The organism is Flavobacterium sp. 90, from assembly GCF_004339525.1.
Classification (GTDB): domain Bacteria; phylum Bacteroidota; class Bacteroidia; order Flavobacteriales; family Flavobacteriaceae; genus Flavobacterium.
Genome location: NZ_SMGE01000001.1, coordinates 4205821 through 4226675, shown reverse-complemented (window position 1 = coordinate 4226675; position 20855 = coordinate 4205821). Strand labels below are relative to the sequence as shown.

Below are 20855 nucleotides of genomic sequence, written 5' to 3'. Positions count from 1 at the left end.
AAACTTACTAAACACTAATTCAAACCAAACTTTCTCTTTATATCAATTTCTTAAGACTCGCATAAACTGATAACTCAACATCTGCGTGTTCTTTTGTGTTACATTGTTCTATTAGAGTTTTTAAATCCTCAGCTTTTAATGTTGATTTATTGTCTAAAACAAGTAATAATTCTTGTGATGCATCATTTAATTTTTTTGACAAAGGCAAAATTGGCTGTACTAAAGGTGCGTTTGCTCCTAACTCAATTAGTCCTTTATTTAAGGCAATCCATTTAGTGAAAAATGCGGTAACTTTTGCTTTATTCTCTGGTGTTTTATTTGCTAAATACTGATTTACAGCATCATCAAAAGCTAAAGAATCTTTAGCGTCCGGTCCGCAAGCATCTGCAAAAAGTGTAAACGGTGAATACATTTGATATTCTGTTCCTCCTTTATTACGTGTGTATCCTTTTAATGGTTCGCAAACATTTGAAAGTTCTTCAAGCAATTCTATGTTTTGATTGTTTGAGATATTTCTCAAAATCACTGCTTTGTTACGAATGTGTGTTAATCCTAATTCTTCTAATCTAAAAGATATTACATCCAGACGTTTGCGCATACTTGCCAAATCTGTAATGTCTCCAGCTGACCAAAGTCTTTCTGCAATTGCTGCTGTTCTTGGCCAAATTCTTGAATCTAATGTTGTTGGCGTTGCAAGTTCTGTCCACATTGTAGCTTCTCCACCTAATATTCTTGCTTTTTCTTCGGCAGTTAAATCTACTCCTTTTGGCATTGGATCATTTAAATAATGACTTGCAACAGGATACATTAGATCGATATAATAGCCGTTTGATAAAACTGTTTTATATCCTTTTTTTACTGCATCTGTTAAAGATTGTCCTGCAACCATTCCTTCATTTGGACCTCTCCAAGAATGAATAATGGCATCTTTTGACATGTTTTTTGTCAAAATTTCTTCCCATCCCATTAATTGTTTTCCATGTTTTGTAAGCATTGGAACTAATTGCATGGTAAAATAAGTCTGCAATTCATGATTGTTGGCTAACTTATTTTTCTTCATGAATTCCTGAATTTTCGGGTTTGCGTCCCAGTCTTTCCCTTCATTTTCGTCTCCCCCGATATGAAAATAAGCGCCGGGAAATAAGGGACAAACCTCATCAAAAATTTCACTTAATAATTGATATGTTTTAGGATTTGAAGGATCTAATGTTGGCGAAAATATACCCGCATTTCTTTCAATTCCATAGGTAGCAATTGCTGTACCTTGAATATTTTTTTCAGACGTTCCTCCTGTCAGTGTAATCAATTTACTTCCAATTTCCGGATAAGCCGTTAAAATTGCAGATCCATGACCAGGAACATCTATTTCAGGAACTACTAAAATACCGCGCTCATCAGCATATTTTACGATATTTCTAATTTCCTCTTGTGTATAATACATTCCATCCGAAGCTACATCGATAAGCTTCTTATGTTTTTTCATTTCGATTCTCCAACCTTGATCGTCAACCAAATGCCAGTGAAAAACATTCATTTTCATTGCTGCCAATCCATCGATATTTCTTTTTACAACATCAATTGGCTGAAAATGTCTTGCAACATCAATCATCAAACCTCTCCATGTAAATCTTGGAAAATCTGAAATTTGTGAGATCGGAAAATAAAACGAGTTGTTATTATTCTGCAACATTTGCAGTAACGTTTCAAGACCATGAAGTGCTCCTAAATCGCTGGTTGCATTTATTGTAATTTGATTTTTTTTGATGTCTAAATGATAACTTTCATCTTCGTATAAACCAATTTTTCCGCTTTTTGTACAGTTTATCTGAAGCTCAGCTGTTGGAACTTCATTTAATTTTGTAATAAAACCTTGTTGAAAAAAGATACCAGTTCTACCATCTAAGCGACGCAAAAAGCGAGTTACTCCACCAAAAATTCTGGAATTAGGATTTCCGGTAATGTTTACTTTAAAATTTTTATCTAAAGCAAAATTCCCATCGTTTACAACAACACTTTGAGGCCACGGCATAAGATTTAGCTGCTCTTTTTGAATTTGAGCACTAGAAGTTACACCTGCTAATAGTAGGACTAATAAATATTTCATTTTTACTGTTTTTGAAAAGATGTTATCCCAAGACAACATTAATAATAGATAATAGAAACAAAACTCAGAATGATCTCTCTATTGAACCTCACAAATCGCTATGAAATCAATCTGAATTTTGAATTTGATTCGCTCCAAACCGAATCTTTATAAAACAACTCTAGTAATCAAAACGCTTAAAAGCTTCAATTGCTTCGTATTCAGCCAATCCTAATTCATCGTATAGAATCGCTGTATTTTTGTTACGATCTTCGGCTCTAACCCAGAATTCTCTTGAGTCATTTCCTTGAAACATTACTCTGTCTTTTTGAGATTGGTGGTACAAAATCGCATGACGTTTTAGCAATACTTCTGATGGAGAAAGCGGAACGGCCATATCAATTTCGTGAATATCCCATTCGTGCCAAGCTCCTCTGTACAACCACAACCAGCAATCGTCCATGTATTTCTCCGGTTTTAATTCCTTCAAAGCCGCAAAAATTGCATTTAGACAAACTTCGTGAGTTCCGTGTGGATCTGCCAAATCTCCTGCAGCAAATACCTGATGTGGTTTGATTTGTGCAATGATATCTTTTACAATCGCAATATCTTCTGGTCCTAATGGATTCTTTTTTACCTGTCCTGTTTCGTAAAACGGAAGATCTAAAAAGTGTGTATTTTCATCTTTCAGCCCAATATATCTTGTCGCTGCATAAGATTCTCTTCTTCTGATTAATCCTTTTAATTTTCGAACTTCAAGAGAATCGATTTGATTTTCTGATTTGCTATTCAAAAATTCAATCACAGATTTGAAGTTGATTCCTGCGCCTGCTTCACCAATAAAATCTTTGGCAACCTCAGCAAATTTCAATGCTTCGTCGTCTGTAACTGCAATATTTCCGGAGGTTTGATATACAACGTGTACATCGTGACCTTGTTTTATCAATTTTGAAAAAGTTCCTCCCATAGAAATCACATCGTCATCCGGATGCGGACTAAAAAGAATCACTCGTTTTTTTGCCGGATTGGCTCTTTCCGGACGATGAGAATCGTCTGTATTTGGTTTTCCACCTGGCCATCCTGTAATGGTATGCTGCAATACGTTGAACATATTGATGTTCAAATCATAAGCAGAACCTTCTTGTGCCAAAAGATCAGACATTCCGTTGTTGTTGTAATCTCTGTCTGTTAATTTTAAGATTGATTGTTTTGTTTTTTGGCACAACCAAACAATCGCTTTGCTTTTTAATTCCTGATTCCAGATGCATTCTCCAACTAACCAAGGCGTTTTGAAACGCGTTAATTCTGATGCTGCAGACTGGTCTAATACGAAAGTCGCATTAGGATGATTTTGTAAAAATGTCGCAGGAACTTCTGAACTGATATCTCCCTGAATAGTTCTTTTGATGATATCGGCTTTGTTTTGTCCCCAAGCCATTAATACGATTCTCTTTGATCTTAAAATCGTAGAAACTCCCATGGTAATCGCTCTTTTAGGAACGTTATCAATACCATTAAAATCTGATGAAGCGTCTACTCTTGTAATGTGATCCAGTGTAATAATTCTGGTTCCTGAATTGATGTGTGATCCAGGTTCGTTGAAACCTACGTGACCTGTACGACCAATTCCTAATAGTTGAAAATCTAATCCTCCGGCATTTTTAATATTCATTTCGTAGTCGATGCAATATTGATTTAATTCATCAATATGAACGGTTCCATCTGGAATATTAACATTATCTGGATTAATGTCAATGTGATTAAAAAGATGCTGATGCATGAAATAATGATAGCTCTGATTGTTCTCTTTTGTCATTGGATAATATTCATCCAGGTTAAAAGTGATTACATTGCTAAAACTCAAGCCTTCTTCTCTGTGCATTCTCACTAATTCCTCATATACTTTTATAGGAGAAGAACCTGTTGCTAAACCTAATACGCAAGATTTACCTTTGTCTTGTTTAGATCTAATTAATTGCGCAATTTCCTGCGCTACAATTACTGAAGCTTCTACAGAACTTTTGAAGATTTCGTTATGAATTTTTTCAAATCGAGTTTCTTCAAATTTTCCTGCGCTTTTATAGCTGATATCAGGTTTTATTTCTAAAGCACTTTTCATTTCTTTTTCTTTTTTTGCTATTTACAATTTTGGTTTTTGAAATGGTATAAGCAATTTTCATTACTTATACCATTTACTAACCAAACTTAAATTCTTTTATTCTGTATGTTTATTAGAATTTGTTAACTCCAGTATCCCACCAAAGTCTAGTTGCTCCTGTGTCAGGACCTCCTAAAAGGCTTACACCTTGAGCGTAACCTGCTGGATTACCCGTTTTTTCGTTAACATAGAAATTTACTCTTCTTACAAAAGTTCCATCTGGAATTTTTCCTCCTGAAAAGTTATTTGCCGGTAAGAATAATTTTGGATATCCTGTTCTTCTAGTTTCAGCCCAAGCTTCTTGCCCGTCAGGGAAAATAGCAATCCATTTTTGAGTAATAATTTTTTGCAATTTCACTTCATTTGATGCTGCATCAGACCATTTTACTGATACTAAATTTTGTGCTGCAATATTATTAGTTGGATTTAATGGATCAGTAAAATTAGCTGGCATTGAAGTATCATCATTAATATAAGCTGATGCACTTCCTGCTCCTAATTGAGCAAACGAAGTTGTAATTCCTGATTCATAAAATGATTGAGCAGATCCGCCAACATTCCATCCTTTTAATGCCGCTTCTGCTTTTAAGAAGTGAGATTCAGATGCATTAAACCAAGGAATCATATCATTTTCTACAATAGGTCCAACTTTAGAGAATAAATCTGCTTGAGCTGTTCTGTATTCAGCATCAACTATAGAACCCATTCTAATACCTTGATAAACTCCGCCCTTAGCAGTATGAAAGAAAGTCTCTCTTCTTGGGTCATTATAACCATTCATGATAGAAGTAATCGCTCCACCTGCATTGATATCTGCCCAAGGACCTGTATATGTTTTAACAGGATGCTCTGCTAAATAAGCCATATTCTCATTATTTGTTGTAATAACTCCAAAACCTGAAACCGCTGCTTCTGCTTCTGCTTTTGCTTTAACCGGATCTATGTTAGAAATTCTCATTGCTAAACGTAAACGTAAAGAGTTAGCAAATTTTATCCAATTCAACATTTTACCTTTAGCTGTAGTTCCATCTGTTGGATCTTTAGGATCAGGGAAAAAAGTTACTTTTTCTGGTGCAATACTTGGATCTTCAACAATTTTAGCATTCAAAATATCTATAGCTGTTTTCAATTCGGCGAAAAACTGATCGTAAACTGCTTTTTGAGAATCGTAAGGAGTCGTTCCATCAGCATTTCCAAAACCTGAATAAACGATAGGTCCATAATAATCAGTAGTTTTGTGCATTGCATAAACTTTCAAGATCAAAGACCAAGCATAAAACTGAGGAAATTTTCCTTTTGTTAATTTCTCAAGGTTGTATGCGTTAACCATTTCTCTTTGATACTTCTGAACCCATTCTGCACCATTCCAACCATCTAAAAGAACATAAGTTGAGTTGTTTCTATTACCTTCAAAATCATGAGGTGTCCCCATATATCCTGAAAAAATATCAGCATTTAAGTTAAACTGAATATCTCCTTGCCAGTCATCTGCAACCAGGATATACATCCCCCTTTGCATTGTCTTAATAGGCGCTTTTACCTGATTAAAGTCTTGTTCTAATTCATGGTTACTAAAACCGGTCTCGTTGGTATTTATATCCTCAAAGTTATTTGTACAGCTGCCTAATGCAAGAGCTAAAACTGAACCAAATATTAATAATTTATTTTTCATCTGTGAATTTTTATCGTTAATTAAAATCATTTTTATTGATTTATAAGCCACCCCATTTTAGGGTTAATTGTTTGTTGTTTTTACACTATTCTACATTCAATCAACAAACAAGATTCTCTTACAACAACCAAAAGGTTTTGTCCTTATATTATATTATTTAGAAAGTTAAATTTAAATTAACACCAATACTTCTTGTTGATGGAGCACCAAAAATATCAACACCTTGTAATCCTTCTCCAGAACTTAATGTTACGTTTGGATCAAACGGAGCATCTTTGTAGAAGAAAAATAAGTTTTTACCAACAAGTGCAAGATTCACTGTTTTGAAAACTGTTTCTTTACTGAAATCAAAAGTATATCCTAAAGAAACTTCTCCTAATTTCACGTTTGTAGCTTTGTACATATATTCTCCTGTTGCACCAGCTCTATTACCAACTTGTGAATAATATTTTTGAGCATCCATTGTTGTTACTGCATTTCCATCTTGATCTACTGCATTTATCTTAACTCCTCCAGCATCTCTTGCATCACCACTTTTTTTAGAAACACCATAATAATCAAGCATTGCTTCAGTCATACTCATTACGTGACCACCAAATCTACCATCAATAAGTAAATTTAAAGTCAATTTTTTGTATTTGAATGAGTTAGAAAAACCTAACATAAAATCAGGATTAGAGCTACCTAAATCAACAAAGTCCGTTTTTTGAATATTCTTATCTTTATCAAGTACGATTTGTCCCTGAGCATTTCTAACTATATTTTTTCCTTGAATTTCACCAAATGGTTTTCCTACTTCTAAAACATATTTATAGCTATTTGGATCTCCGTTAGTTAAAACAACAGTATTAACACCTCCATTTGCACCAGCACCTAAATCAAGTACTGTATTTTTATTTGAAGCATAATTTAATCCAAGATCCCAAGAAAAATTATCATTAGCAATTGCTTTACCTGTTAAAGTAATCTCAAAACCTTTGTTTTCGATACTACCAGCATTAAATGCATAGTTTTGGTATCCTGTAGTATTTGGAATTGGAGCCGGAGCAGTAATTAATTGATTTTTAGTTTCGTTTCTATAGTAAGTAAAATCAAATCCGATTCTATTATTCAAGAATCTCCACTCTGTACCAAATTCATAAGAATTTTGCATTTCCGGTTTCAAAGAAGTACCTGGTTTTGGTCCAACTAATGGCGGAGTAACTTGACCACCAACTATTGTATTTACAGGTGAAGTTAAAAAAGCAGAAACATCATTACCTACTTGAGCATAAGAAGCTCTTACTTTTGCATAACTTATTGCTTCTGGCAATGTTACCATTTGGCTTAAAATTGCTGATAAACCTACCGAAGGATAAAAGAAACTTAAGTTATCTGTATTCACTAAAGTTGAAGACCAGTCATTTCTTCCTGTTACATCAAGATAAAGCATGTCTTTGTAACCAAAAGTTGCACTTGCAAAAACTGATTGAACTTCTTTTTTACCTCCAATAGTGTGAGCATTTCTTTCAGCAGACACAAAGTTACCTGTATTAAACCAGTTTGCATTAATTAATCCATTCTTTTGACCTGAATCACTTACATAAGCGTCATTAACTGTAGATTTTGTTAAACTCGTACCAAGAGTAGCACTGAATGTGAAATCATCATTGAATTTTGTGTTGATCGTAGCAATCAAATCACCATATAATTGGTAACTTTCACTATCTGAGTAGATGTATCTACCTGTAGATGGAGCCAAAGTTTCATTTGTTCCTGCGTACATTCTTTTATCAAATGTATTATACAATCTGTTATAACCTCCTCTAGCTTTAAAACTTAACCAGTTGTTTGCTTTATATGAAATTGCAGCAGAACTAATTAATGATTGATTTTTATCGATAGAAGCATTTCTATTTAAAATCCAACCCGGGTTTTGAATAATATCTGAAGTCGCTGATGGCCATCTTTGGTCCATTAAGTTTCTAGTAGAATTAAATTGTTCGTAATTCTTATAGTAGTCAGCAAAATCATTTCCTCTTGGAAACAAATAAACTCCTGTTAATGGGTTGAAGTATAATCCATTTGTTGGTTTATTGTTGATTTTTTGTTCAGCATAAGATAATGACGCATCAACAGTTACTTTATCATCAAACAATTTAATGCTTTGACGAAGCGCAATGTTATTTTTCTTAAACTCGTTTGTTGGTATCACACCATCAACGTTAGTATTTGCATAAGTAAGACTAGTTGTCGCCTTATCGCTACCACCGTTTATAGCGATAGAGTTAATCATAGTTACACCAGTATTATAAAACCCTTTAACATGATCAGGAGATTTTTTTGCTGGTCCCCAAGATAAATCAGATGATGGAGCTGAACCATAATTAGTTTGAAAATCTGGCAAAGAAACTACATTGTCTACAAATACACTTGAATTATAATTTGCCGTTACTTTTCCTTCTTTTCCTTTTTTAGTTGTTATTAAGATAACACCATTCGCACCTTGAGAACCGTACAAAGCAGCTGCAGAAGCTCCTTTAAGTACTGTCATAGATTCGATGTCATCAGGATTCATCATTGAGATTGCATCTCCACCATCTCTGTTACCTCCGGCTGTATCACCAAAAACCTGGTTTGACATAGCAGAAGTAGAGTTCAATAATGGGATTCCGTCAACAACATATAATGGCTGATTGTTTGTAGCAGATGAGTTACCACGAATAGTTACTTTTACAGCACCTCCAGCTCCAGCAGAACTTTTTCCAACAATCATACCGGCAACTTTACCAGATAAACTGTTCATTAAATTGGCATCTTTAACTCTTGTAACCTCTTCACCTTTTACTTCTTGTGCAGCATAAGTTAAAGTCTTTTTTGATTTTTTAAGCCCTAAAGATGTTACTACAACTTCATTTAATGCATTAGATGAAGCTTGTTGCATTTTTACATTAATTGTAGAAGCATCACCTACAACGATAGTTTGTGTTTCAAGACCAACATAGCTAAAAACTAAAGTTTGTCCTTTTTGCACTTCAATTGTATACAAACCATCAAAATCGGTAGAAGCACCTTTTTGACCTCCTTGTACAGCAACAGATGCACCTGGCAATGGCATCCCTGCAGAATCTGTAATCACACCTTTAACATTTCTTACCTGAGCAAGCGAAACTTGCGCCGTAAAAACAATCATAAAGATTAAGAAAATTTTTTTCATGTTTATTTATTTTGTTAGTTATGGTGTAAATTTATTCTTAAGGGATTGTTAAAAAAAATAATTTATACAAACAGCAATAAATTTTAAACAAACGACATAAATCATTCAATAATACGTTATGCGAAAACGTTTTCATATTGATATATCCTAACGTTTTTCACTTATATATAATTTTTAATTAAAAAAACAAGGAATTTAGTTAACAAATGTTGAATCATCAATAAAGAGGTAATTAGCTGATATTTAGCTTTAAAATCAATACTTTTGATAATAAATATTTAATTTTAACAAAATATTAGTAATCACAAATACCTGAGATTATAGCACCAAAAAATTTAGTTTTCTAAAGTTTCTAATTCCCACACAATCCGGTTGTTTTAGTTTTTAAAGAAGTATATTTTTTATGAATAACATCCAGCAAAGAATATTCACCAAAAGAATCTTGTGCCAATTCCCAAATCATAATTCCTCCCGTATTCTCAGAAGCAAATTCTACTTTTTGTGAAATGGTTGGTCTTCCGTTATAATAAATTTTTCCTATTTCATCCTGATCTGCAAATTGAGTTCCTGCTTCTACAATCTGAGCAAAAGTAGAACTGGTAGCTTCCGGATATGTAAAATTATATCCATAAAAAGGAACACCAAGAGTCAGTTTATCACTGGATACATTTTGAAGTTTGTGCCAAAAAATAATTCCGTCTTTGGCGAAAGCCATCGAACTATGTTGTCCCGGATTATTAGGAGTCCACGGACCAGTACTATCATACGCCATAATATTTAGAAAATCGAACGCATTCAAAGCTTCTGAATTTATATTTTCGAATCTGGTATTATTGGGTAAAGCAGCAGTTAAAAGTTTTTTATGTTCTGCAAGACTCTTTTTTAATTCAATAACAAAACCGCTATATCCTGAAGTTACTGCATCCCATTCGAGATCTACATCTACTCCGTCTAAATGGTGCAATTCGACAAAATTTAGTATGTTTTGAATTAAAGCCGGTCTATTTTCGGGTTTATCAATTAAATAAGACCAATTTGCAGCTTGCTCTGGAGAAATAACCCCACCTGCAAGAGAAATGCTTATTACAATATTAGGATTAACCGATTTAGCATATTTAATAAGTGCATCAATATCTCCTGAAAAAATTAGATTCCCATTTTTATCAGGATTTGCAAATGCTATATTAAGGTGTGTTAATTTGCAAAACTGCATCGAATTCATTTTGCTAATATTATCCGTTGATAAATATCCAACAACTCTGGCTGTTTTAGTTTTTATATTTATCGGATTTGTTTCTTTGTCAGTTGAACAACTATAAGCAGACAAAAGTGAGCTTATAAAAAAAAGGATGCCTAATAAGGCTTTATTTTTTATCATAATTTTTAATTTTAAACTTGTGGTTTCAATTTTAATTAGAATGAAAATAACACCTTATTAGGCATGACTTTATATTTTTGGACTATTTTTTAATTTGCATCCCACCAAACTTTACCTAACCAATCATTCTTTCCTCCAAGTCTTGCGACAGCTTCCTCATAGTTTTTCTGATTTTTCTGCATCTCATCATTTGGATAGTACAAACGTGTTGGTACAACTCCGCCAGTTCCGGAATCTGAATTTGTTATTGGTACTAAATGAGGAAATCCTGTTCTTCTCCAGTTTGAATAAGCTTCGATACTATTAAACAAATAAGTAACCCAAAGTTGTGTTGCAATTTGTTCTTTTTCTGTTCCTGCCACTAACGGTTTTGCAGATAGATAAGTATTGATACTAGCTTGACTTGCAGCAGGTGCACCATAAATTTCTAACTGTTTTACGCCTGCCTCAACTCCTTTTTTATAAAAGTCTGCTGCTGAACCTGAAATCCATCCTCTGTAAGCCGCTTCTGCTAATAACAATTGTGACTCTGAATAACTCACATGTAAAAACGGAGTCGTTAATTGCTGATAGTAAGGTTGAATATCTGATACTGCTTCTGAACCTCCCGGAACTTCCCAGATAAAAGATCCCGGAACAACTCCTTCATATAAATTTTCTCCCGGTTTAGGTCCTCCACCACCTGTTGAACTTGCTGTTTTTGGCGTTGCCAACATCGTTAATCTAGGATCTCCATTATCTCTTAAATAATTAATAAGCAAAGAACTAAAGTGATCTCCTCCCTGATCTCCAATAAAACCGTAAGACAATCCGTTTCCTCTAAAATCAAGTTTTGCAGGATCATCATTAAAAGGAAAACTCAAATGCTTCATAATACAGTTATCAGCATTACTTTCAAAAACTCCACCTTGGAAAGCTGCTTTTGCTTGCTTTTCTGCTTCTGCGGGTTTTATTTCTGAGATTCTCATAGCCAAACGTAAACGCATTGTATTGGCAAGTTTTTTCCACTTTGAAATATCTCCACTATAAAATAAGTCTCCTTTTACTGAGCCTCCACCAGCATTTAACTGGGCAGAAGCTTCTTCTAATTCTTTAAAAAAGGAATTGTATATATCTTCTTGTTTATCATATTTAGGAGTTACGATTCCTTTAGAGAAACCCAAACCAGCTTCAGAATAAGGAACATCTCCATAAATATCAGTTAAACGCTGTGCAATCATTACTTTCATAATTTTACCAACAGCATTCATATTTCTCGCCGCAGGATCTCCACTAGTCTTATCAATGATATCTACAACATTTTTCATTTCATTAGAATATACACTTCTCCATAGCGCCGTTGCATAATCATCGACTGGCTTAAATTTTCCGCCATATTCTGTTACTGCCCATGAACCGGAATAATGCTGAATAAAACCTCCCGAATATATCAAATTGGTTCTATGTTGATAATATCCATTACCGGACATACATAACTGAGTAAATGTGAGCTGACCTGCCGGATTTGGACTTAACGCAACCGGATCTTTTATCAGCTCATCAAAGTTGTCTGTACAGCCTACTACAGTAAATACTGAAAGTAGAACTATTATTATATGCTTAGTTTTCATAATTTACTTTTTTAGAATGTAACTTTAATATTAAAACCATATGATTGTCTCGATGGCAATGAACCATACTCAAACCCTTGTCCGTTTCCGGAAGTATACATAGATTCAGGATCAATGTTTGGTAAATCTTTATTGAATGTCAATAAGTTTCTTGCAAATACAGAAAAATAAATTGAATTGATCTTTGCTCCTTCAAAAACACTTTTAGGTATAGTGTACCCTAAACTTACCTCTCTTAGTTTAACGTAAGAAGCATCATAAATAAACGGTGCCGGTGTAGCGTCTGTAACGCTTCTCCAATATTCTTGTGGATCTACAGGTTTTGTATTTTTCACATAAACCGGATTATCGGCAGTTCCTGTATTTACAACTCCATTTGCCACATAACCAGCTGTAGGAACCCAGTCTTTAAAAACAAAATTAGGATCGCTTGCAGCAGCTTGTGTTCTTGCAGCAATAAATTCATCTCTTCCTTCTGTAGTAATATCCAAAAGTCCTTTTGCAGCTGCAAGTGAATTTGTCATAGAATATACATCCATACCAAATTTCATATCCAATAAAAATTGAAGCGTAATCCCTTTATAAGAAAATCTGTTTGTTAAACCAGCTGCCCAATCCGGAACACCTTTTCCTAAAACAACTTTATTCTCTGTATAAGTAGGAAGTCCGTTTGCGCCAACAATCATTTCTCCTTGTGGTGTTCTTTCAAAATCTCTTCCAATAATACTTCCGTATTGTCCGCCAACTTGTGCAACAATTGCAGCATTAGCCCAACGAGCCTCAGAAATAGTGTAAGTATTAATATCCGGATGAAGAGAAAGAATTGAGTTTTTATTCTTAGAAAAGTTCAAGTCAATTCCCCATTCAAAATCCTTAGTTTTTATTGGTGTACCAGATAAAAAGATCTCAATACCTTCGTTACGCAATTCTCCGGCATTTACAGAAAGAAATTCATATCCTGAAGTTGCAGAAGATGCTAAATCAAGTGTTTGATCTGAAGTATCTTCACGATAAACTGTAATATCAGCTCTTAATCTATTTTTGAACCATGCTGTTTCTAAACCAAACTCGATTCCTTTCTTCGTTTGATACGTTAAATTAGCATTTGGTGCCGATGTATTCTTAACATTCACAACACTTTGTCCGTCATAAGAAGAATAAGTAGTATAGTTTAATGAGTTTTTGTAAGCTCCCGGTGCATTAGAAACTTTTGCCCAGGAAGCTCTGAATTTTCCATAAGAAAAAGTATCGCTCTTAATATTAAATGCATCCGAAAAGATAAAACCTAACGAAGCTCCAGGATAGAAAGCATCTTTGTCAATAACGCTAAACCAGTCATTTCTTCCTGTAAATTCAGCATATAAATATCCTTTGTAATCAAGCTTTGCAGAACCGTAAACAGAGTTTGTTCTTGTTTTAGTTACTGATGGTGCATTTATCGTTTGATTAGAAAAATTACTAATATATTCTGTTCCCGGTTCAATAATATTTGTTCCGAAACTAGAATTTTCCTGTCTTCTGAAATCTCTTCTGTTTGCTCCCAAAATTCCTGAGAATGTCAAATCTGTAGCTAATTTAATTTCGCTGAAATTAGCAATAACATCAGTATTCATTTCAGAAACAGTAATATCATTTAATCCCAAATATCCAGTTTCTCTTGCTGGCCAGGTACCTCCAGGTGACATGAAATCTTTAGCAGTAAAAAGATAAGTATCTAAACCACTTCTAAAAGTCAATCCCACCCATTTTGCAAGTTGATACGTTCCCGCAACATTACCCATAAAACGGTTTTTCTTAGAAGAGTTGTGATTGGCATCTACTGTAAAATAAGGATTTAGCTGATAAATATTATTATTCCATTTATAGATTTCTCCTGTAGCCTCATTTTTATAATGCTGAAGCCATGCCTGATCAATATTTGGTGCTAAACTACTCAAAGAATATCCAACATTGTTTGGCGAATCTCCCAAACCAGGTCTGTTAGCGGTAGTTTCGATCATGTAATTCACATTAGCATCCAATGTAAATTTCTCTGATTTTAAAGTTGCGTTTAAACTAGCATCATTTCTTTCTAAACCAGAATTAGGAATAACGTCATCATTTTTCAAATTGTTATATCCAAAACGAACATAAGCCGTTTCGCTACCTCCAGAAAGTGCAATTCCGTTTGTTGTTGTAAATCCTGTTCTGAAAAAGTCCTGAATATTATTATCAACTCTGGCATAAGGTTTCATAGAACCATCAAATATTTTAACCTGTTGTCCTATTGAATTTGAAAATTTAGGTCCCCAAGCACTTGTAGTATATCCGTATAATTCTTCTGGTGCTTTTGTAGGATCTGGCAATACACCATGACTTCCGCTACCATAATCACCTTGAAAATCTTTATATTTAGCATTTACTCTGTCAAAGCTAACACCACTTGTTAATTCGACTTGTAATTTACCTTTACTTCCTTTTTTAGTTGTAATTAAAATTACACCATTCAACGCTCTTGAACCATACAATGCTGATGCAGCAGCTCCTTTTAGAACTGTTAAACTCTCAATATTATTTGGATTAATGCTCGAAATTCCGTCTCCGTTATCTCTTCCATCAAACCATTTGCTGGCTGCAGCACTATCATTATTCAAACCTGAGTTATCAATAGGAACTCCATCTACAATATAAAGCGGTTGATTACTCTCACCTATACTCGAAATACCTCTAATGATAACCCTTGAACTACCGCCAATCCCGGTTGCTGGTAACGAAACATCAACTCCGGCAATTCTTCCCGAAAGTCCCGAAGCAACATTTGTTGTTATTACTTTACTTAATTGGTCGCCTTTTACATCCTGAACTGCATAACCCAACTCTTTCTTTTGTCTTTTGATACCTAATGCAGTAACAACGACTTCATTTAAGTTTTGTGCATCTTCTGTAAGTACAACATTTATTGTAGCAGAACCGGCCACGGTTACAGCTTGAGTTTTAATACCTATATACGAAAAAACAAGTACATCTCCTGTCGATGCTTGTATCGTATATTTTCCGTCATAATCAGATTGGGTTGCAGTTTTTGTGCCCTGAATAATAACAGTTACTCCTGGCAACGGCAATCCGTTGTGATCGCTTACTAAACCTTTGATCGTCTTTACCTGTGCAAGCGAGACCTGCGCCGTAAATACAATCATAAAGATTAACATAATTTGTTTCATTTTATCATGGTTTTGTTGGTTAAGTCGTAAATTTATTGTTAACGTACTGTTAAAAAAAAATTATTATACAAACGACTTAAAATTTTAAACCAACGACACAAAACAATCAATAATGTGTTATTCGAAAACGTTTTCAATGCATTATTTTTCAATTTTTTTGCAAAAATACAATGATTTCCTGCAATAAAATTCCCAAATAACAAATAATTACTCAATAACGATTAACATTTTAAGCTTTTCATGTCAATAATTGAAAATATTTTGCAAACACAAAGCATTATAAATCACTCAAAATTTAAACCACTAATAATCAGAATCATATTTAAGAAATTCAAAATATGATATCTAATTCAGCATTGCTAACCTTCACAAATTCCTATAAAGTAAAGATGCCTTATTAAATCTCAAACTCTTAAAATAATCTTAAATTATAATAAAAATCCAAAACCTAATCAGGCATCATTTTACATATTACAAGATTCTTTTTTTTAGAAAAATCTAAACCTTAAACAAACGGCACAAAACAATAAATAATATGTTTTACGAAAACGTTACATCAAATAAAAAACACACGAATTCTATTTTTTTTCAAAATAATATTCAAAAGAATTGCGATTAAGCAACTAATTGTTTAAAGTTGCACATTATTTAAAGAGATAAACCAGAAAAATCAATAATTAAAACGATAAGTTGAGCGAAATTCGAAAATTGAAATTTGACATTAAACTTCAAAATCACATTTGGTTTTGGAGTACTTACTTCACTCTTAACTTTTTAAGATGGGGAGCTTACTTCAATGATTATCCTTATTCGTTCAAATCAAACTTAATTGAGTTCTCTTTACACATTCCTCTAGTCTATTTCAATCTTTTTGTTTTAGTACCCAGATACGTATTAAAACAGAAATATATTACATATACATTTTCATTATTGGCGAGCCTTTTTTGTATCTATTTATTAAAAACAGCACTTACCTATTATATTATATCCGAAAATATCTGGCCGGAAGCCAATCGTGAATATCATCCTTTTGAGATTAACCATATTGTAGCGGTTTGTATTGGCGAATTGTATGTTCTCGCAATGGCTTCGTCAGTTTACCTGACTTTGACCTGGTTGCGAGAAAGAGAAAGAAACAGATCATTGAGAGAAAATCAATTCAAAATCAAGCTAAAATATCTTGAGAATCAAATTCAGCCACATTTTTTCTTCAATACACTAAATAATTTATATGCATTATCATTAGAATCTTCAAATAAGGTTCCTGATGTGATTATAAAACTATCAAATTTGATGGAATATGTGTTATATGATGTAAAAGGAACCAAATTTGTTCCTCTGATAAAAGAGATTGATTACATTCAAAATTATATTGAAATTGAGAAATTACGCTTTGAAAATGTAGAAGTTACGATAAACTTAGAATCTGATATAGAGGATATTGTTGTGCCTCCATTGATTTTTATCTCTTTGGTCGAAAATGCCTTTAAACACGGGAGTTTAAACAATCCTAACTTAAAAATAAAGATCAATTGTAAAGTTACTAACAATAAAATGTTAGATTTTGAAATCTTAAATAATTTTGTAATTTCACAAAATCTTAATCAAAAAGGTGGAATTGGTTTAGTAAATACCAAAAAACGATTAAAATTGATTTACAAGAATGATTTCAGTCTTAAGTACGCCACTAAATTTAATTACTATATAATCCGTTTGCAAATACCAATTAATGATGAAGATTAAATGCGTGTTGATCGATGATGAGCCATTGGCTATCAAAGTCCTCCAGAATTACTTTACCAATTTTACAGATTTTGAAGTAATTGGTACATTTAATAATTCTCTGGAAGCGCTGGATTTTATAAACAGCACTTCTGTAGATGCTGTTTTTCTGGACATTAATATGCCTATGATGACGGGATTTGAATTGATTAGCTTAATCGAAAACAAAACCAAAGTTATCATTACAACTGCATTTAGAGAATTTGCTGCCGAAAGTTACGATCTTGATGTTCTTGATTATTTAGTAAAACCAATTCCGTTACCGAGATTTATAAAATGCATCAATAAAATCACAACCGAGTACAATTTAAAAAACAATATTAAGGTAGAAACTACCAAAGGAGATTCTCATATTTTTATCAAAGTCGATAAAAAAATGATGAAAATTAATATTGAAGAAATTTTATTCGTCGAAGGAATGAAGGAGTACATAAAAGTTGTGACGCCTGATAAAACCTACATTACACACAAATCTTTAACCTCATTATCTGAAGAATTACCCGCAGATCGTTTCTTAAGAATTCATAAATCTTATGTAATTGCCTTAAATAAAGTAAAATCTATAGAAGGAAATCGAATCCAAATTCAGTCTTATACCATTCCTATTGGCAGAAACTATAGTAAAGAGGTAAAAAACAAAATTCTCGAGTAAACATTTAACATTTATAACTCTATAAAAACTAACACTTTGTTGAATAAATACTGTTGTTGGTTTAAATTTAACATTATTTTTTATTAATTATTTTTTTTTGATATACTTAACAAATATATTTACGGTCTTCAAAAAACATATTAAATAAAAATTAACCTCTTAAATTATGAGTTCAGAAAATGTTCAAACCAAATGGGGACAGTTTATCTCTTTGATAATTGTTTTCTTCTTTTGGGGTTTTGTTGGTTCGGCCAATGATATCCTAATTCCAGTATTCAAAAAAGTATTTACCTTATCTCAAGTACAATCACAATTAGTAGCTTGGGCTTTTTATGTTTCTTACTTTGTAGGATCAATTATCTTCTTTTTAATTTCGTTAAAAATGGATATTTTACAAAGATTCGGATATAAAAAAACGCTTTCTGCTGGATTAGTTCTATCAGCTATCGGATCATTTTTATTCATTCCTGCGGCAACAATGGAAAGTTTTCCATTTTTCTTAACGGCTTTATTTACTGTAGGTTTAGGTTTTTCAATTCAACAAATTGTAGCAAATCCTTTAGCTATTAAAATGGGAAGTCCACAAACCGGAGCGCACCGTTTAACATTGGCAGGAGGAATCAACTCATTCGGAACAACAATTGGAGCAATCTTATTAGGAATCGCTTTATTTGGAATGGGAGACAACAAAAGAACTTCACTTTCATTAGAAGATATCAAATTACCATTCATCATCCTTGGACTTGCATTTATTGTAGTAGCTATTTTCATGAACTTCTCTAAAATCGAAGATCCTGCAAAAGAGGAAGAAGAAGTTGTAAAAGTAGCACACGAAAAATTCAACATATTAGATTACCCACAACTATACTTAGGGATGTTAGGAATCTTTATTTATGTTGGTACAGAGGTTACAATCATCAGTAATTTACCGGCTTTATTACATACCGCAGAATTTGGGAATGTATTAGAAGATGCAATCGCACCTTTTATTGCTCTTTACTGGGGAAGTTTAATGATTGGTCGTTGGAATGGTGGTGTTAACGTTTTCAACACTTCAAACCTTGTAAATACAGCATTAAAATTCATCGTTCCTGCAGTTGCTTTTGGAGTAATTATTGGTGCTAACATTTTTGCTGCACACGACGTTTCTGCATTCTATATCTACCCACTTTGGATTCTATTATTCATTGCTGTAAGTTTTGTAGGCGGTAAAAACGCAGGAAAAACTTTAATGCTTTTCGGAATATCAGGTTTATTAATGATGGTTGCCGGATTAGTATGGCCAGATCCATCAATTGCTAAATTCTTCTTTATCTCTGGAGGTTTATTCTTGTCTATCATGTGGCCATCTATCTTTGACTTGGCAATTGCAGGTTTAGGAAAAAACACTGGAAAAGCATCATCTTTCTTAATCATGATGATTCTTGGTGGAGGAGTTATTCCTTTGATTCAGGGAAGTATCTGCGATATTGATCTTACAAGCCCAGGAGGAATCTTCGGAATCACTTGGACACACTTCTCATACATCGTACCACTTCTTGGTTTTGCATACTTAGGATTCTACGGATTCTATTGTCCAAAAATATTAAAAAGACAAGGTATCGATCACGTACAAGGTGGTGGCGGAGGTCACTAAGAAAATATAAAATTTCAAATATTAAAAATTCCAAATTCCAATTATCAATGATTGGAATTTGGAATTTTTTTATTGCTTTTTTTTTCAGATTTCAAACCTCTGAGCCTTTGCAACTATGTCTCTTTGAACCTTTCCAAATAAACTATTTTGCCGTAATAATCGCATTGAGATTCTTTTTGAAAATAGCCTTATTTTGCGCCGATAAAGTATAAACAACATCTTTATCAGCATGAACTATAACTTTATCAATATTAGCCGCTAATAATGCTTTTGGATCTTTAATTTTTAAGGTACAAGCGCCATCAAAAAAACCATCATCCTCAATAATTTTTTTTGCTTCAATAACAGTTCCATCGCTTAATACTGCCGAAATTGTCATCGAATTATTTAATGTCTTAGAATAAAACCCGTCCATAACAAGCATTAATCGGTATGAATTTTTCAAATCAGGACCTTTAAACTCGTGACGTGTAATATTATAACGCAAACCCTTGGCAAGAGTCTGAAATTTAACCGAACAATCCAGCTCATAAGTAGCCACATCTCCGGCATCATTTACACTTGTCAAAACCTTTGCCTGTGCATTCACATTTAAACCTGCAGCTAAAAATACCAACAACACTATTACTTTTTTCATATGTAGTTCTTTTTGAGACATATAAAAATAAAAAAAAATCGCCAGCTTCTTTAGAAACTGGCGATTTTAATTCTATCGTAATTCGTAATTACTTATTTCCTTTTTCGAAATCAGCAACAAACTGAGCAAGTCCAATATCAGTTAATGGGTGTTTCAACAATCCGTAAATTGCAGAAAGAGGTCCAGTCATAACGTCAGCACCAATTTTAGCACAGTTTACAATATGCATTGTATGACGCACAGAAGCAGCTAAAATTTGAGTTTCGTAACCGTAGTTATCAAAAATCAATCTAATTTCTTCGATCAAGTTTAAACCATCAGTAGAAACGTCATCCAAACGACCAATAAACGGCGAAACATAAGTTGCTCCCGCTTTTGCAGCCAATAAAGCTTGTCCAGCAGAAAAAACAAGTGTTACGTTAGTTTTAATTCCTTTATCCGAAAAATATTTTGCAGCCATTACACCTTCCTTAGTCATAGGCAATTTTACAACGATTTGATCGTGTAATTCAGCTAATTCTTCACCTTCTTTGATCATTCCATCATAATCCAGCGCATTAACTTCAGCACTCACATCTCCATCAACAAGATTACAGATATCAACATAATGCTTTAAGATGTTGTTTTTTCCAGTGATTCCTTCTTTTGCCATCAAAGACGGGTTAGTTGTTACACCATCCAAAACACCTAAAGCTTGTGCTTCTTTAATTTGAGCTAAATTAGCCGTGTCAATAAAAAATTTCATAATTATATCTATTTAATTGTGTTCCTATTTTGGGCGTGTTCACTGCAACGAATGAACTATCCGCACCACTTCAACAGTTTACTTCTATCCCAACATCATTAAGTTA

General features: G+C 33.4%; 12 protein-coding genes. 3 read left to right on the top strand and 9 right to left on the bottom strand.

Features of this window, described 5'->3' with window-relative positions; all coding sequences use genetic code 11:
- Positions 1-37: 37 nt before the first annotated feature.
- The 7 genes from C8C83_RS17760 to C8C83_RS17730 form a co-directional block, all read right to left on the bottom strand.
- Complete coding sequence (locus C8C83_RS17760; protein ID WP_132011829.1) at positions 38-2104, bottom strand: family 20 glycosylhydrolase; 2067 nt, start codon at positions 2102-2104, stop codon at positions 38-40.
- A gap of 160 nt (positions 2105-2264) precedes the next feature.
- Positions 2265-4202, bottom strand: a complete 1938-nt coding sequence (nagB, locus tag C8C83_RS17755; protein ID WP_121329727.1) for a glucosamine-6-phosphate deaminase — start codon at positions 4200-4202, stop codon at positions 2265-2267.
- A gap of 112 nt (positions 4203-4314) precedes the next feature.
- Positions 4315-5913 (bottom strand): RagB/SusD family nutrient uptake outer membrane protein, encoded by a 1599-nt coding sequence (locus tag C8C83_RS17750; protein WP_121330085.1) that lies wholly within the window; start codon positions 5911-5913, stop codon positions 4315-4317.
- A gap of 157 nt (positions 5914-6070) precedes the next feature.
- Entirely contained in the window at positions 6071-9109 is a 3039-nt protein-coding gene (locus tag C8C83_RS17745) for a SusC/RagA family TonB-linked outer membrane protein (protein WP_121329726.1), read from the bottom strand.
- A gap of 352 nt (positions 9110-9461) precedes the next feature.
- Entirely contained in the window at positions 9462-10487 is a 1026-nt protein-coding gene (locus tag C8C83_RS17740; protein WP_121329725.1) for a glycosyl hydrolase family 18 protein, read from the bottom strand.
- A gap of 89 nt (positions 10488-10576) precedes the next feature.
- A complete protein-coding gene (locus C8C83_RS17735; RefSeq protein ID WP_121329724.1) occupies positions 10577-12097 on the bottom strand; it encodes a SusD/RagB family nutrient-binding outer membrane lipoprotein in 1521 nt (506 codons plus the stop codon).
- A gap of 11 nt (positions 12098-12108) precedes the next feature.
- Complete coding sequence (locus C8C83_RS17730; protein WP_121329723.1) at positions 12109-15297, bottom strand: SusC/RagA family TonB-linked outer membrane protein; 3189 nt, start codon at positions 15295-15297, stop codon at positions 12109-12111.
- Positions 15298-15987: 690 nt separating this feature from the next.
- On the opposite strand from C8C83_RS17730, the gene C8C83_RS17725 reads away from it, so the two are divergent.
- From C8C83_RS17725 to C8C83_RS17715, 3 genes are all read left to right on the top strand, one after another.
- Complete coding sequence (locus tag C8C83_RS17725) at positions 15988-17040, top strand: histidine kinase (protein WP_121329722.1); 1053 nt, start codon at positions 15988-15990, stop codon at positions 17038-17040.
- Positions 17030-17731: a LytTR family DNA-binding domain-containing protein gene (locus C8C83_RS17720; protein ID WP_089353920.1), complete on the top strand. Its 702-nt coding sequence runs from the start codon at positions 17030-17032 to the stop codon at positions 17729-17731. The genes C8C83_RS17725 and C8C83_RS17720 overlap by 11 nt, the downstream gene beginning before the upstream one ends.
- 166 nt (positions 17732-17897) lie before the next feature.
- Positions 17898-19367: an MFS transporter gene (locus C8C83_RS17715; protein WP_121329721.1), complete on the top strand. Its 1470-nt coding sequence runs from the start codon at positions 17898-17900 to the stop codon at positions 19365-19367.
- A 142-nt stretch (positions 19368-19509) separates the two neighbouring features.
- Here the strand turns inward: C8C83_RS17715 and C8C83_RS17710 are convergent, their stop codons facing one another.
- Positions 19510-20004 (bottom strand): hypothetical protein, encoded by a 495-nt coding sequence (locus tag C8C83_RS17710; RefSeq protein WP_121330084.1) that lies wholly within the window; start codon positions 20002-20004, stop codon positions 19510-19512.
- An 88-nt stretch (positions 20005-20092) separates the two neighbouring features.
- Positions 20093-20749, bottom strand: a complete 657-nt coding sequence (fsa, locus tag C8C83_RS17705; RefSeq protein WP_099708641.1) for a fructose-6-phosphate aldolase — start codon at positions 20747-20749, stop codon at positions 20093-20095.
- Positions 20750-20855: the final 106 nt, after the last annotated feature.

Excerpts from the sequence above, each read along its gene's own strand:
- C8C83_RS17735 (WP_121329724.1), bottom strand. The coding sequence starts at position 12,097 with ATGAAAACTAAGCATATAATAATAGTTCTACTTTCAGTATTTACTGTA.
- C8C83_RS17720 (WP_089353920.1), top strand. The coding sequence starts at position 17,030 with ATGAAGATTAAATGCGTGTTGATCGATGATGAGCCATTGGCTATCAAA.
- nagB (WP_121329727.1), bottom strand. The coding sequence starts at position 4,202 with ATGAAAAGTGCTTTAGAAATAAAACCTGATATCAGCTATAAAAGCGCA.
- C8C83_RS17730 (WP_121329723.1), bottom strand. The coding sequence starts at position 15,297 with ATGAAACAAATTATGTTAATCTTTATGATTGTATTTACGGCGCAGGTC.
- C8C83_RS17710 (WP_121330084.1), bottom strand. The coding sequence starts at position 20,004 with ATGAAAAAAGTAATAGTGTTGTTGGTATTTTTAGCTGCAGGTTTAAAT.
- C8C83_RS17750 (WP_121330085.1), bottom strand. The coding sequence starts at position 5,913 with ATGAAAAATAAATTATTAATATTTGGTTCAGTTTTAGCTCTTGCATTA.
- fsa (WP_099708641.1), bottom strand. The coding sequence starts at position 20,749 with ATGAAATTTTTTATTGACACGGCTAATTTAGCTCAAATTAAAGAAGCA.
- C8C83_RS17740 (WP_121329725.1), bottom strand. The coding sequence starts at position 10,487 with ATGATAAAAAATAAAGCCTTATTAGGCATCCTTTTTTTTATAAGCTCA.
- C8C83_RS17715 (WP_121329721.1), top strand. The coding sequence starts at position 17,898 with ATGAGTTCAGAAAATGTTCAAACCAAATGGGGACAGTTTATCTCTTTG.
- C8C83_RS17760 (WP_132011829.1), bottom strand. The coding sequence starts at position 2,104 with ATGAAATATTTATTAGTCCTACTATTAGCAGGTGTAACTTCTAGTGCT.
- C8C83_RS17745 (WP_121329726.1), bottom strand. The coding sequence starts at position 9,109 with ATGAAAAAAATTTTCTTAATCTTTATGATTGTTTTTACGGCGCAAGTT.